A 13,956-nucleotide genomic window follows, 5' to 3' on the forward strand; every position below is an offset into this window, starting at 1 on the left:
TCCTAATTTAAAAGGCCCTTGAACCCGCCGAACGCAAGCGAAAGAAGGGCCGCCGCTATAAACAGAATGGGCGTTCCCTGCAGGAATTTCGGGACAGGCGCAATTTTTATCTGCTTCCGGATCCCGGCGAATAATATGAGCGCAACAAGAAATCCCGCGGAAGTTCCGGCGGCGTACACCAGCCCCTGTGCAAAATTATATTCCTTGATAATAACATTCAGGGTTACAGCCAGGATAGCGCAATTTGTTGTGATAAGCGGCAGATATACTCCCATTGAATTGTACAGCGAAGGAATGCTTTTTTTCAGGTAAAATTCAACAAGCTGGACAAGGCTTGCGATAATGAGAATAAAGATAAGGGTTTGAAGGAAGCCGAGTCCCATCGGCTGCAGAATAAAGGTATATATCGGATAGGTTACCGCCGTTGCCAGAACCATGACAAAAAGCACGGCCATTCCCATTCCTGTTGATTTTTTAACATCAGTTGACATTCCTATAAAAGGACACAGGGCAAGAAACTGAATAAGAACAACGTTATCGGAAAGCATCGATGAAAGAAAAATTTTCATTAGCTCGCTCATTTTTCTTCCTCCTTTGCCGCGATCTGTTTTCTTTTTTCAGCGTATTTTTTTATCGAAAAGGTAATGGCTATCATCAGTCCGAAAACAAAGAAGCCTCCGGGCGCTTGATTGAAAAAACCTATTGTGTATTCCTGCGGGATAACCGGAATTTTAAAAATAGTTCCGGAACCCAGTATTTCACGTATCAGGGAAATAGCGACAAGCACCCAGGTATACCCGATTCCCATGCCAAGCGCGTCAAAAACCACTTCATCAATCGGCCGTTTTGAGGCAAAGGCTTCGGCCCGTCCCATGATAATGCAGTTAACAACAATAAGAGGGATGAAAACGCCCATTGATTTGGACAGCCCGGGGGTAAAGGCCTGCATAAGAAAATCCACTATGGAAGTAAAAGTCGCAATGATAATTATAAAAACAGGAATGCGGATTGCGTCCGGTATCAGTTTTCTGAACAGGCTTACTATTATTTCGCTCATAAGCAGAACGAAGGTCATGGCGAGTCCCATCCCGAGTCCGTTGGCGACACTGGTCGTAATCGCCAGGGAGGAACAGAGCCCTATCATCAGAACGAGCAGAGGGTTTTCCGTAACCAGGCCGTTTGCGAATATTTTTCCGTATTTTTTCATGTATATTCCTTTAATTTACGTTTCTTATGTAAAGAATTGGTTAATTTTTTACATAAGAAACACTTACAATCGGAAATAGTCAAATAATTCAAATTGTTTGACTATACTGATCTTTATTGTTCGTCCGGTATAGTGTTTAATATGAAATTACCGGCCCCGGAAGGAGCTGTTTTCCCGCCATACTGTTCCGCGAGGAAATTAGCCGCCTCATATCCGGCAATTTTGACTATATTCGCTACTCCCATGCTGCTGGAAGTTGCGCCGGAAAGCGCATCAATGTCCGAACCTATTTTCGCCGAATTTGCTGTAAAATCGTCGTCAACCGATTTGCCTGCAAACTGCAGATAAAAATTGGGGTTAAGCATTTCATACCCGTAATTTCTCGTATCAGTAGTAGCGTTAATCCGTATCCCGGCGAGAGTACGGTCCATGGCGACACCGACCAGAATGGTGGAAGCATGATAGGTCTGCCCCCTGCCCTGCACTGCCGCGCCTATTACGGAACCGTCTTTTTTTACCAGCCAGGCGTCCGTCAGTACAATACTTCTTTCCACAGTGTTTGTTATGGACCGGGCAGGCAGAGGCTCCGCGTCCGCTCCGGGGAACAGTTCGGCAAGGGCGTCAGTAACAGACATCGGTGTGAGGTCCGCAGAAATGGGAGCCGATCCGCCGCTGCCGGATAATCCGCCGTAATGCGACGCAAGGTAATCGGCGGCCTGATAAGAAGCTGTTTTAATAAGGCTTGAAATAGTCCGGGAGCTGATAGTCGCGCCAGATATAGCCTGAATATCAGTGCCCGGCTTGAATTCGTCATCAACCGATTTTCCGGGAAAATGGTCCTTAAAAGGAGATTCGGCGGCCTTTGAGCCGATACCCGGCGTATCGCTCGTATTTATTTTCAGAGTCTTGATTTTCCGGTTCATATCCACGGCAAGAAGAACGGTAGTTGTCGCGTAGGTTCTTCCTGTCGCGCTGATAACCATGCCAATGACGGAATCCTGTTCTTTTGCTACATAGGCCGTGTCAAATGAAATTGAACTGCTGCCGCTTTCAATATTATTCTTTACATCCTCAAATCCTGTCGCATTCGGGAAAAATTCCTGAAAAACGGCAAATTCCTCCCTGGTTTTTGCCCCCTCAATAATAGGAGCCGTTGCATTGTATACCAGGGCAAGAGCGACACAGGCAACGGAAGCAAAGACTGTCAGTATCAGAGCAAGTTTTACCATGTTTTTCATTTTGCTGCCTGCTCCTTTTTCCCTGGCTGCCAGCCGTATTTGCGCGGAATAATTCTGTTAAGAAAGGGAACGAGGGAATTCATAATAAGAATGCTGAACATAACTCCTTCGGGATATCCGCCGAAAATCCGGATAAAGGCCGTAATAAGGCCGCAGCCGGCGCCGAAAAGGATTCTGCCCCAGGGAGTGACAGGTGAAGTGGTATAGTCTGTTGTCATAAAAACGGCGCCGAAAAGCAGTCCGCCGGAGAGAAGTACAAGAAGCGGATCATAACCCGCGATCCAGGAAACAAGGACCGCCGTTGCTACCATGGCAACAGGGGCCCGCCAGTCTATTACCTTTGTAACGAGAAGCACAAAAAATGCAATCAGAATCAGTATTATCGCCGATTCGCCGATACACCCGCTCCGTTCGCCGGTAAAATAGCGCCAGTACAGATCGGCTTTTGAATCAAACCCTGAATTCTGCACGATTTCGGAAATGGATAACACAGAGCCTTCCGGGTTCGTCATGCGGCCGAGCATTGTTGCGGAAGAAACGGCGTCCATGGTCCGGGGAGCAATCCACTTGCTCATGGCAGCCGAAAAACTGACAAACATAAAAGCCCTGCCGGAAAGAGCAGGATTAAACACATTCGCTCCAAGTCCTCCGAAAAACTCCTTGGCTATTATAATAGAAAAGAAACTGCCCGTAATAGTCATCCAGACCGGAATGGCCGGAGGCAGGGTCATGGACAGCAGAAGACCGGTAATGACAGCTGAAAAATCACCCGCGCGGATGTCTTTTTTCATAATAAACCGGAACAAAGATTCAAAAGCAACACAGGAAATAACCGCTGTGAGAATCTGGACAAGCGCCGGCATTCCGTAAAGGTAAACTCCGTAAACGGCAATCGGAAGCAGGGTGAGTACAACAACAAGCATTATATGCCTGGTCGCAATAGGCGTTAATATATGAGGACTGGATGATAAATATATTTCATTTCTGTCGGATTCTGCCATTACCGGACCCCTTTGGCTGAGTTTTGAGCGGCGGCCATTTCTTTCTTTTTTTGTATTTCAGCCCGTTCAAGCTGTTTTCCTTCACGGAAACGCTGTACGAGTTTTATCCGGGCCGGACAAACGTAGTCGCATGCGCCGCATTCGACACAATCCATCAAGCCGTAACGTTTTGATTCTTCAAGGTCGGAAGCCTTGAGCGCTTTCATCATCTGCACGGGTATCAGACGGCAATGACAGGCAGGGATGCAGCGGCCGCAGCCTATACAGGCGCCTTCCTCTTCAATTGAAGCTTCTTTTGCCGACAAAAACAGGATACCGGACGTACTTTTTATAATGGGAAAATTAGCGCTTTTCATGGCAATTCCCATCATGGGGCCGCCGACTACAATTTTTATTGTTCCGGGATGCAGGGTAAAAGACGACGGGATCAGATCGCCAAGGAGCGTCCCGACCGGAACTTCTATATTTCTTGGATTAACACAGGACCCGCCGGAAACGGTCAGAGTCCGTTCGATAAGCGGTTTCCCTTCCCTGAAGGCTTCCGAAATAGCTTTCAGCGTTCCCACATTATTAACGACACAGCCGACATGGGCCGGAAGGCAGCCGGAAGGCACCTCTTTCCCGGTAAGGGCTTTGATAAGGATTTTCTCACTTCCCTGGGGGTACTTTGTTTTACAGTATGCTACCGAAATATTCCGGGCGCCGGCCCCGATGGGATTTGCCCGCAGTTCCGCGACCGCCTTTTCCAGATAGGGCAGGACATCAAGTTTATTGTCTTCAACCGCAATAATACCCCGGGACGCGCCGGTTATGCGCATGGCTATTGCGATGCCGTCAACTATTTTTGAGGCTGACTCCTGCATCATGCGGGCGTCAATAGTCAGATAGGGTTCGCATTCAGCACCGTTCGCAATCAGTAAATCAATTTTGCATTCTTTCGGGGGATTCAGTTTTACATGGGTCGGAAAAGAAGCTCCACCCATACCGACAATACCCGCATCCCGGACACGTTTGACAGCGTCCTGGGTAGTACAGGTGAAAGGATCGAGGGGATCCATAAAGGAGGTTTGTCCGGACCCGTCATCTTCAATAATAATACAAAGAGCGTCCGTATTTCCGATAACAAGATGGTTTTCTATTTTTTTCACTACGCCCGCAATCGAAGCATGGACGGGTACAGACATGAATGCGTCGGATTCCGCTATTTTCTGGCCCCGGGCAACAGTATCGCCTACTTTAACTATGGGAGCGTTCGGCGCCCCTCCCTGGGTTATGGGAATACATACCGCATTCGTATGGGGAAAGAGAGGTTCTATAGGAAGATTTTCCGTTATTTTCTTCCGTTGGGGAGGATGGATTCCTCCCCTGAAGGATTTAATATTCATTCTGTGATACTATCCCGCCAGAAATCTCAAGTCAAGACTTTCCTTTCGGAGAAAAACCGTCAGTACTTTTGTTTATATCCATTTTTTTAAATTCCAGATAAAAAAACCGTCATTTTATCCGGACAGATATTTTTTCTTTCAAATAAGCGAGTTTTTCTGTTTTATTACCGATATATTGCATATAAACAACATAATACCCGGAAATTCATGTTTCCGGAGATATTTCTGCGCGTTTATGGCGGAGGTTTTGGGGATTATTAACAGTAATCCCTGCCGACTACTTCATATAACTAACGGAATTTATTATTATTAATACTAAGTGGAAGAAAAATAACTATAATAATGTTTTATTGTTATAAATGGCATAAGGGCTGATTGAATTCTTTGGCCCGTTCTTTTTCTCAGGAGGAGTATAGTCAAATAATTTAAATTATTTGACTACTTCCGATTGCAAATGTTTCTGATACAAAGAATTAGCTATTTCTTTGTATCAGAAACGTACCTTAAAGGAGTATAAATGTATTTCAGGCCGCGTACTGTGTTCGGATTTATTTTCTTGGTAATAGGTGCAGCAGTTTTGTTTGCATATAATCCGCCGATCGGAGGAGACGGGAGTTCGGTATTTCTTTCCCCGGACCTTCTTGGCCGCGGGACAAGTGTAACGGGGGAGCCTTTGATGCGGCTCTGCCCGGCGAGCTGGCTGTAAATCCGGCGATCGGGGCCGGAGAGCAGCGGACCGTTCTCGATGTCTCATATGCGGCCCTTATCGGGGCAGGCAATGAAGACGGCTGGGGACACATAATTAACGCAGGTGCCGTTTTTCCGACCAGGGCTGGAGTTTTTGCGGGGAGCCTGAATTTTCTCACCTCGCCTTTTGATGAATCCCTTCCGCTCGGAACAGCGGGAACTCTGCATCTGTCCGCCTCAAAAGATTTAACCGACAGGGTATATCTTGGAGCGGGAATTACGGCTTCCTTCGGGGCTGATAATTCCTGGGGCGTCAGCGGAGAACTCGGCTGGATATATGTTTTCGGAGACGTCGGATTCCTGAGAAATACTAAAATCGGACTTTCAATAACAGGACTTGGCCGTCCTTTTACTCCGGCAGACTCAAAGGGAATTTACGGCGAAGGTACAGAAATATCCGGCTACCCCTCCGCTTTTACTCCCCACCTGGGAGTCTCGGCTATCCTTCTGAACCACCGTGTTGTAAAAATCGGCGCTTCATTTGATTTTTCATTCCCGACTTTCCAGAACTTTATTTTTGATACGGGTTTTGAAATTGTGTTTGCCGATATTTTCTGTGTAAAAACAGGCTGGTCCCTGAATGCGGTTGAAATGCGGAAAGAACTTCAATCGCTTATGCCTTCCGTAGGAATAAGCGTAAAACTGAAAGTCGGGTCGCCGGAGGGCGATTCCCTTCTCACGAGAAACGGATGGGGCAGAGTGAATTCACACCCACCGCGGCATTTAAGCATCTCAAGGGTGATATTTACGCGGCAGGAGCGGGGGCGAGTATTAAACTCGGTGTAAAAGATACAAAACCGCCGGTTATCAGCATCGATTTCCCTGAAGAATAATATTGCCGGGACTATACATGAGGAGGACTACCATGCGTTTTCGCATATTCTTTTTTTGCAGCTTTTTTATGATTTGTTTTTCCCTGGTTCCCGCTTTTGCCCAGGGGCCGATGACTTACCGGTATATATCACCGAATAATGACGGTGTGCAGGATGCTCTTGAATTTCCCCTTTCAATAAATGACCAGCGGTATGTACAGGCTTGGTCATTTGTAATTGAAGATGAACATGGAAATGTTGTCAGAAAAATAGAAAACAAGGAACAGCGCCCTGAAATGAGCGGATCAAATGGGATTGGAAATTTCTTTAAGAACTTCTGGAAACTTCTGACCAGAGTAAAGGAAGGAATACCCCTGCCTTCAACCCTCCGCTGGGACGGCATAATGGATTCGGGAGAGACTGCCCCTGACGGAACATATTATTTCTGGATTTCCGCCGAAGATGATAACGGAAACGTCGGTACTTCACAAAAATACCAGTTTTTTGTCGATAACACGCATCCTGAAATAACCATTTCCCCTCCGACAGGCGCAAACGCAATGATTTTCAGTCCGGACGGGGACGGCAACAAGGATACCTTTAAAATTACCCAGAGCGGTTCGGTCGAGGATTTATGGACCGCAACTATAGAAAACAGCGCGGGAACAATAGTACGTTTAATTGAAACCAGAAACGCTGCGCCGGCCGATTTTATCTGGGACGGCAAGGGCGACAATAATACAATTGTTCCTGACGGAGTATATTCGTATACCATTACATCAACTGACCGGGCAGGAAACACATCCTCAGCGCGGATTACTAATATTATTATAGACACTGATAAACCTTCTATTAATATAAGCATTGACATTAATGCGTTCTCCCCGAACGGAGACGGCGTACGGGATGCAGTTCAGATGACGCCGAGTATTCCGGTAACCACAGGATTGATTACCTGGCGGATCGCGGTAAACTCCCGCAGCGGAACCACAGTCAGAACATATGCGGGAACTGACGTCCCTAGGGTAATAGCCTTTGACGGAAAAGATGAAACAGGGAAAATCATCGCCGAAGGAGACTATCAGGCCGTCATTTCAGCTCAATATATTAACGGCTATGCGCCTGTCGCGCGTTCACCCTTCTTTACTATGGATATTACTCCGCCCGAAGCCCAGGTAAGGGCATCCGGCCAGATTTTCTCGCCGGTCGGCGACGGTAATCTGGACACAGTGACATTCACGCAGCAGGCAAGTGCGGAAACAGCCTGGACCGGAGAAATCTTTGCATTAAACGCGGCTGGTGAGCCCGCAGGAACAGCGGTCAGGACCTTCCGGTTCGGAGCGACCCCGGACACTACGACAGTCTGGGACGGACGCGATGACACGGGAAAACTCGCGGTGGACGGCAAATACGGATACCGCCTCGTGAGTACCGACCGGGCGGGAAATACCGGGTATTCTAATATCGCGGCAGTTGAACTCAATACCGAAAAAGCAGACTTGATTCTGCAGGTAAACACAACCGCCTTCTCCCCCAACGGAGACAATGTAAAAGATACTATTATCTTTACCCCGATAATAAAGGCCGCAACCGCCGTTGATCAGTATTCGCTGAAAATTACCGATACTTCAGGCGCTGTTGTAAAAACATTTACCGGCAGAGGCAGGGTCCCCGTATCCTTTACATGGAACGGTATTGCAGACCCCGCAGAAGGCGCTTCAACAGGCACGCGGAGTCCTGACGGCATATACGGAGCGGCCCTCGAAGTCACTCTTATTAACCAGCAGGTTTCGCGGTCGGCGGCGCCGAACTTTGAAATTGACACTGAATTCCCGGAAATAGAAATTTCCGCCCCTTATCTGCTGTTCTCGCCAAACGGAGACGGGAAACGCGATACCATCCAGATAAATCAGACTTCTTCAAAAGAAGATCTGTGGACAGCCGCCATTTCAACAGGAAGGACTGTGGTTAAAAATTATCACTGGAACGGGACTGTGGAAAATATAATCTGGGACGCTACCGATGATTCGGGAAACAGGGTCGCAGACGGGACATACACGTATACCGTAACTGCCGAAGACAAGGCGGGAAACAAAACCACGCAAAACATCTCCGGTATAGTTGTGGACGCCCGTGTTCCAAAGGCTTTCCTGACTGCGGAACTCCCGGCGTTCTCTCCGAACGGTGACGGTATCAAGGACACCCAGAAACTGTCCATTGTAACCAGTATTCCGGATGGACTTGCCTCGTGGTCGCTTGCAATCAAGCCCGAAGGAGGAGGTTCAGCAATCCGGACATGGAATTCTTCAACTTCCAGCACACTTCCCGCGACCGTTAACTGGGACGGGAAAAATGATGCGGGTGCTGTCACGCAGGGAAAAGTCTATGCCGAACTGAATCTCGAATATGTAAAGGGCGATGTGGTCACTGTCGCGACACCGGTATTCCTGGTGAACGCGAAACCGCCAGCATTGAATGTCAGGCTTTCGCCGAAATATTTCAGCCCGGATAATGACGGGGTTGATGACGAACTCTTTATTGACCTGACCGCGGAATCCGCGTCACCGTTCACCGACTGGTCATTTGAAATCTATGAACCCGAAGGAACCAGCGGCAATGTATTCTGGCGAACCGGAGGCAAGGGAAAAATAACGGAACGCATTATCTGGGACGGACGTTCGCTCAAAGGTGAACTGGTCCAGGCCGCCACCGATTATCCGTTCACCTTCACGGTAACGGATGATGTAGGAATGACTTCTGTTGTACGCGGCTATGTTCCCGTCGATGTTCTGGTTATACGTGACGGCGATAAACTGAAGATAGCGGTTCCGTCCATTATCTTCAGGGCTAACGCGGCGGACTTTAACGGCCTCGATCAGGCAATTGTTGACAAGAACACGCAGGTTCTCCGGCGCGTTGCCGAAATACTGAACAAGTTCAAGGACTACAAGGTACAGATTGAAGGTCATGCCAATAACGTCAGCAATACGCAGCGTGAAGAGGAAACCGAACTCATTCCGCTGTCACAGCAAAGGGCGGAAGCCGTAAAACAGTTCCTTATACGGAACGGCGTCGACGGCTCACGGCTTTCAACTATCGGAATGGGAGGCACCAGACCGGTTGCCGCCTGGAGCGACCGTGAAAACTGGTGGAAAAACAGGCGCGTTGAATTTATTCTGATTAAATAAAATACCCCGCCGCAAAGCGGCGGAGTATTTTTCTCTCCCGAGGAATTGGTCTCGGGTTTAATACCATGGAACCTATAAAAACGAACGGTTTTATAGGTTGTTATAAAAACCGCCGCAGAGCAGAGGGGTATTAAACCCTCGCCTCGAATAAAACAGGACGGGGCCGGCGGCAATTGCGCCGGCCCCTGTCTTTGTATATCCAAGGAGGAGATTTTTCATGAACAGGAAAACATTATGCGCCGCAGCCCTGCTGCTTGTGCTTATATTCTCTGCATGCACAAACAGGGAAAAGGCACAGGCACAAAACGGCCAGGCAGAGACAAACCAGTGGAACAGCAGCGATTTTACGGCCTTTGGACTCGGAGAAATTGCTCTCCCACAGGGAGCAAAAGCAGTACAGTATTCAGTTAACCGGGATAACGGTACACTGACCGCTGTAATTGTTCCGGTGGGGACCGACGGGTTTTCAGTATTTGCGGAAGCGGTAATAATAAGAGCTTCATCAATAGCCGACATTCCGGACGCTTTCGGCAATCTAATTACTCCGGTCAATGAAGCGCTTAATGATACTGATATGGTTTATCAATTTGTATATACAAACGGGACGGATGACTATCTCACGACTGTCGCTTATTATCCGGAAGGTTCGCAGATATGGAAATATGAACCTGAAACGGTTTTTCTGAATATTACGAATGTGAAAAATATCAAACAGGATGAATGATATTTCAGCCCGGAATTAACAGCTGCTCATACGGCTGTTTTCTGAAAAGGCAAAACGGCCCGCTGTAAACGGGCCGTTTTTTTTATGCGGATGCGCGTAAAGAAGAGTTGATTTCAGCGACGTTTCCTGACGCGGGGTTTCGGTGCACAACCAGCCTCGCTCAACCAGGGTGCGTCTCTTTCAAGTTCATGCGGATCAATGGAATTAAGCTTTATTTCAATTGAATTGATAAGATCTTTCACAATGTCAATATTTTTCTGCAGAGTTACAAAATAGAAATTCTGGGTTCCTTTTTTATATGAAGATATAAAACCGGAGTCTTTCAGTATTTTCAGGTGATGGGAAACGGCCGGTCTGGAAAGGTCCGTTTTCTTTGTGATATCGGAAACATTCATGCCAGTTATACCGGTTTCCGCAATGATAAGCAGGATACGCTGTCTGGCCTCCTCTCCAAGGGCAATAAAGAGAGGACTGCAGATTCTGAATTTATTTATCAGCTGGTTAATTTCTTTCTGGCTTATCATTGATCATTTCTCCCGGCGCAGCGGCCTTTTTCCGCAAAAACATGGATACTGCGTTTTTTTCAATATAGTATCAATAGATAAAAACTGTCAAGATTTTTAAATTCCGGGGCTTCTTTATAAATTAGAAAGGCCAAGGTTTCCCCGTCTGTTTTTCTGTCATTTTCCTGCCAGTTCGGAACCTATATTAAAGAAGAAGTGAAGCGCTGTACCAAAATAAAAAGTGGAATTCCTGCAAAAAAGCAGTGTTTTTTATTGACATTTTTTATATAAGTTTTATATATTTGGTTTATATGTTTGAACGTTTAAACTATTAAACCATTAACGGAGGCTATTGTATGCAAAAAAGGGTATTCAGGCAGCCCTGGATTATAATTACAGTCTGTCTTGCGCTCACTGTATTTTTTTCCCTGCAGCTTGGAAACGTGGAAATTGACAATTCGCTGCGGCAGTATTTTCCGCAGCAGCATGAATCGTACAAACGGTTTAAAGCGATGGAAGATGATTTCGGCAGCACCGAAATGCTGAGTATCATTATCCAGGCTAAAAGCGGAACGATACTGACACCCGAATATCTTGAGATAATCGGACGCATCACCGGACGGGCGGAAGAAGCTGATTTCGTTAATGAAATCACGTCCCTGACCAATGTGGATTACATTCAGGTTGAAGACGGAAGCCTTACCGCGGGAAGTCTCATACCGGCGGAATATACAGGATCAACGGAAGATATTGTTTTAATACGCCAGAAACTCAGCGACTGGCCCGATATGTACAACCGGGTTATTATTTCGGATGATCTGAAAAGTACACAGATGGCGGTCACTGTCGAAGAAACCCTGAGTTCTGTCCAAAAGCAGACTGTCCTTGATAACCTGCGTGGGATAGTCCGGGAAGAAGCGGATAATCCTAATCTGTCGGTCCTCTTTACCGGTGACATCGTTGTAAGCGAAAATGCGCAGAAATTTATGCTTTCCGATTTAATTGTGCTTATCCCTCTGGTAGTACTGGTATTGCTCATCTGTCTTTTTCTTTCATTCAAATCCCTTGACGGAACCCTGCTGCCTCTGGTTACTGTGCTTATGAGTTCTATATGGTCGGTTGGCATCATGGCTATGCTGAACATTACTTTTACCATTGTGTCGAGTGTTATTCCGGTTGCCCTGATTGCGGTGGGTTCAGCCTACGGCATCCATGTTCTCAATCATTATTATATAGCTCTTGAAAATGTCCGGGGTGAACTGACAAGGGAACGGCACAGTGAAGTTATCATGGAAGGGCTGAAGAGCGTTCTTCCGGCAGTACTGCTTGCGGGCATTACAACAGTTGCCGGGTTTGTCTCCCTGGTAACAAGCCCGCTTGTTCCGCTGCGCAGCTTCGCCGTATTTACCGCGCTTGGTGTTGTTTTTTCTCTCCTGCTCGCAACAACTTTTATTCCCGCCCTTCTGATGGTAAAGCCGCTGAAAAATGTCGGAAAAAAAACAAAGTTGTTTTCACGGAAAACAAAAGCAGCTCAGGACGGAAAGGACACCGGCGGGGGAACCGTTTTGTCCGAAGCCGGCACGGATAAAAACCCTGCGGAAACTCCGGAAAGCCAGCAGAAAAAAAGAAAATCGCCTCTGTTCGCCATATACCGTACGCTTGCGGGGACGCCGGCCAGACTCGCCGTTACCTGCATAGCGATTGCTGTTCTGTCAGTGTTTGGCATACGGAAACTGGTGGTTGAGACTGCCCTTATAAATTACTTTCCGGCGGACAGCGCAATGCGGCTGGACATAGATTTTGTTGATAAAGAATTCGCCGGTACAAACAGCATTTATTTTATTGTGAGTGGAAATGAAAAAGGCGATATGACAAGGTCCGAAATTCTTAAACCTCTTGATGATATGCAGGGCTACCTTACGGGAAAATACGGTGAAATAGGAAAGGTTGTTTCTTTTTCAACATTCGTAAAAAGAATGAACCAGGTGATGCATATTCCGGAAGCGGCTGAATTCTATGAAACCGCCGGAGAAGCCGGTTTTGACAGTTTTGATAACACCGGCTTTTCCGCATTCGGGGAGGAAGATTTTTTTTACGGATCCTTTTATCAGGAAGACAAGTCAGCCGGATATGAAGCATTTATTGACCCCAACATTGAATACAGCCGGCTTCTTTCGCAGCAGCTCTCGATCGGGGAAGGTCTCGCAATACTCAACAGGGCTTACGCACTTGCGGGAGGGAAAAACGCAGGGATCGAAGACATTGTCCGTGAGCTTGAACGCGAACTGAATTATAACGGAACCGCGTATTATGAAATTCCCTGGGAGGTATCAAAGTATCCTGCCGCAACCCGGGAGGAGCTCAGTGATCTTGTATCCCAGTATCTCCTGCTGTTCAGCGGTTCGCTTGACAAGTTTATTGATGATTCGCTTCAGCCCCGGACAGTCAGGATGACTGTTCAGCTCAGAACAAGGAGTTCAAAAGCTATCGGCAATATTATTGATGATGCGAAGGAATACGCAGCAGCTTTTTTCCCGGACGGCTATAGGATTGAAGCCGCGGGAAACGCGGAACTTGAATACACAATGACAAACATGATTATTTCAAGCCAGTTAAGCAGTCTGTTATTTTCCCTGATAAGCGTGTTCATTATAATTGCCGTTTCATTTAAATCCCCGTTCGCGGGACTTATCGGCTGTGTACCTCTGCTTTTCAGTATTCTGCTGAATTATATGGCAATGGGTTTTCTGGGAATAAATCTTGATATGTTTACCAGCATTATTGCGTCAATAGCTGTTGGAGTCGGTATTGATTATACCATCCATTTTATGACCAATTACCGTGAGGAACGCGCGGTCTGTGATGACCCGGAAAAAGTGATAAAGCGGACGCTCAAAAAAAGCGGGAGAGGAATTGTCACCAATGCTATGGCGGTCGGGTTCGGTTTTCTTGTACTGTGCTTTTCGGAATTTGTGGTACTCAGGTATATCGGAATTCTCGCCGCGGTAGTTATGTTCACCAGCTCTCTTCTTGCGATGACTGTTCTTCCGGGAATTTTAAATATGTTGGACCCGAAATTTATGAGGCGCAGTAAAAAAGGCCGGGGAAACCGGAACGAATAAGCGCACAGGATGGAATTATATCCGGAAAC

At 47.0% G+C, this 13,956-nt stretch carries 10 protein-coding genes; 4 read left to right on the forward strand and 6 right to left on the reverse strand.

The window, feature by feature from the left end:
• Positions 1-2: 2 nt before the first annotated feature.
• The 5 genes from K7I13_RS05840 to rsxC all read right to left on the reverse strand — a co-directional run bounded on the left by K7I13_RS05840 (position 3) and on the right by rsxC (position 4,831).
• On the reverse strand, positions 3-581 hold the full coding sequence (locus tag K7I13_RS05840; RefSeq protein ID WP_255948708.1) for an electron transport complex protein RnfA: 579 nt from the start codon (positions 579-581) through the stop codon (positions 3-5).
• Complete coding sequence (gene rsxE / locus K7I13_RS05845; protein ID WP_255948709.1) at positions 578-1,207, reverse strand: electron transport complex subunit RsxE; 630 nt, start codon at positions 1,205-1,207, stop codon at positions 578-580. Before rsxE ends, K7I13_RS05840 begins: the two co-directional genes overlap by 4 nt.
• A gap of 113 nt (positions 1,208-1,320) precedes the next feature.
• Entirely contained in the window at positions 1,321-2,445 is a 1,125-nt protein-coding gene (locus tag K7I13_RS05850) for an FMN-binding protein (RefSeq protein ID WP_255948711.1), read from the reverse strand.
• Positions 2,442-3,446: an RnfABCDGE type electron transport complex subunit D gene (locus K7I13_RS05855; protein ID WP_255948712.1), complete on the reverse strand. Its 1,005-nt coding sequence runs from the start codon at positions 3,444-3,446 to the stop codon at positions 2,442-2,444. Before K7I13_RS05855 ends, K7I13_RS05850 begins: the two co-directional genes overlap by 4 nt.
• Entirely contained in the window at positions 3,446-4,831 is a 1,386-nt protein-coding gene (gene rsxC / locus K7I13_RS05860) for an electron transport complex subunit RsxC (protein WP_255948713.1), read from the reverse strand. The genes K7I13_RS05855 and rsxC overlap by 1 nt, the downstream gene beginning before the upstream one ends.
• A 1,436-nt stretch (positions 4,832-6,267) precedes the next feature.
• Between rsxC and K7I13_RS05865 the strand changes: the two genes are divergently transcribed.
• The 3 genes from K7I13_RS05865 to K7I13_RS05875 all read left to right on the forward strand — a co-directional run bounded on the left by K7I13_RS05865 (position 6,268) and on the right by K7I13_RS05875 (position 10,302).
• Positions 6,268-6,411 carry a hypothetical protein gene (locus K7I13_RS05865; protein WP_255948714.1) on the forward strand — a complete coding sequence of 48 codons (144 nt, stop codon included), beginning with the start codon at positions 6,268-6,270 and terminating at the stop codon, positions 6,409-6,411.
• Between the two features lie 17 nt (positions 6,412-6,428).
• A complete protein-coding gene (locus tag K7I13_RS05870; protein WP_439647467.1) occupies positions 6,429-9,578 on the forward strand; it encodes a FlgD immunoglobulin-like domain containing protein in 3,150 nt (1,049 codons plus the stop codon).
• Between the two features lie 217 nt (positions 9,579-9,795).
• A complete protein-coding gene (locus K7I13_RS05875) occupies positions 9,796-10,302 on the forward strand; it encodes a hypothetical protein (protein ID WP_255948716.1) in 507 nt (168 codons plus the stop codon).
• Between the two features lie 113 nt (positions 10,303-10,415).
• Here the strand turns inward: K7I13_RS05875 and K7I13_RS05880 are convergent, their stop codons facing one another.
• Positions 10,416-10,826, reverse strand: a complete 411-nt coding sequence (locus K7I13_RS05880) for an ArsR/SmtB family transcription factor (RefSeq protein WP_255948717.1) — start codon at positions 10,824-10,826, stop codon at positions 10,416-10,418.
• Between the two features lie 335 nt (positions 10,827-11,161).
• On the opposite strand from K7I13_RS05880, the gene K7I13_RS05885 reads away from it, so the two are divergent.
• A complete protein-coding gene (locus tag K7I13_RS05885; RefSeq protein WP_255948719.1) occupies positions 11,162-13,927 on the forward strand; it encodes an efflux RND transporter permease subunit in 2,766 nt (921 codons plus the stop codon).
• Positions 13,928-13,956: the final 29 nt, after the last annotated feature.

This window comes from Brucepastera parasyntrophica, from assembly GCF_022376835.1.
GTDB lineage: Bacteria > Spirochaetota > Spirochaetia > Treponematales > Treponemataceae > Brucepastera > Brucepastera parasyntrophica.

What these genes read in the sequence shown, in the direction of transcription:
- K7I13_RS05850 (WP_255948711.1), bottom strand. Translation starts at nt 2,445, where the DNA reads ATGAAAAACATGGTAAAACTTGCTCTGATACTGACAGTCTTTGCTTCC.
- K7I13_RS05875 (WP_255948716.1), top strand. Translation starts at nt 9,796, where the DNA reads ATGAACAGGAAAACATTATGCGCCGCAGCCCTGCTGCTTGTGCTTATA.
- K7I13_RS05870 (WP_439647467.1), top strand. Translation starts at nt 6,429, where the DNA reads ATGAGGAGGACTACCATGCGTTTTCGCATATTCTTTTTTTGCAGCTTT.
- rsxE (WP_255948709.1), bottom strand. Translation starts at nt 1,207, where the DNA reads ATGAAAAAATACGGAAAAATATTCGCAAACGGCCTGGTTACGGAAAAC.
- K7I13_RS05840 (WP_255948708.1), bottom strand. Translation starts at nt 581, where the DNA reads ATGAGCGAGCTAATGAAAATTTTTCTTTCATCGATGCTTTCCGATAAC.
- K7I13_RS05880 (WP_255948717.1), bottom strand. Translation starts at nt 10,826, where the DNA reads ATGATAAGCCAGAAAGAAATTAACCAGCTGATAAATAAATTCAGAATC.
- K7I13_RS05865 (WP_255948714.1), top strand. Translation starts at nt 6,268, where the DNA reads ATGGGGCAGAGTGAATTCACACCCACCGCGGCATTTAAGCATCTCAAG.
- K7I13_RS05855 (WP_255948712.1), bottom strand. Translation starts at nt 3,446, where the DNA reads ATGGCAGAATCCGACAGAAATGAAATATATTTATCATCCAGTCCTCAT.
- K7I13_RS05885 (WP_255948719.1), top strand. Translation starts at nt 11,162, where the DNA reads ATGCAAAAAAGGGTATTCAGGCAGCCCTGGATTATAATTACAGTCTGT.
- rsxC (WP_255948713.1), bottom strand. Translation starts at nt 4,831, where the DNA reads ATGAATATTAAATCCTTCAGGGGAGGAATCCATCCTCCCCAACGGAAG.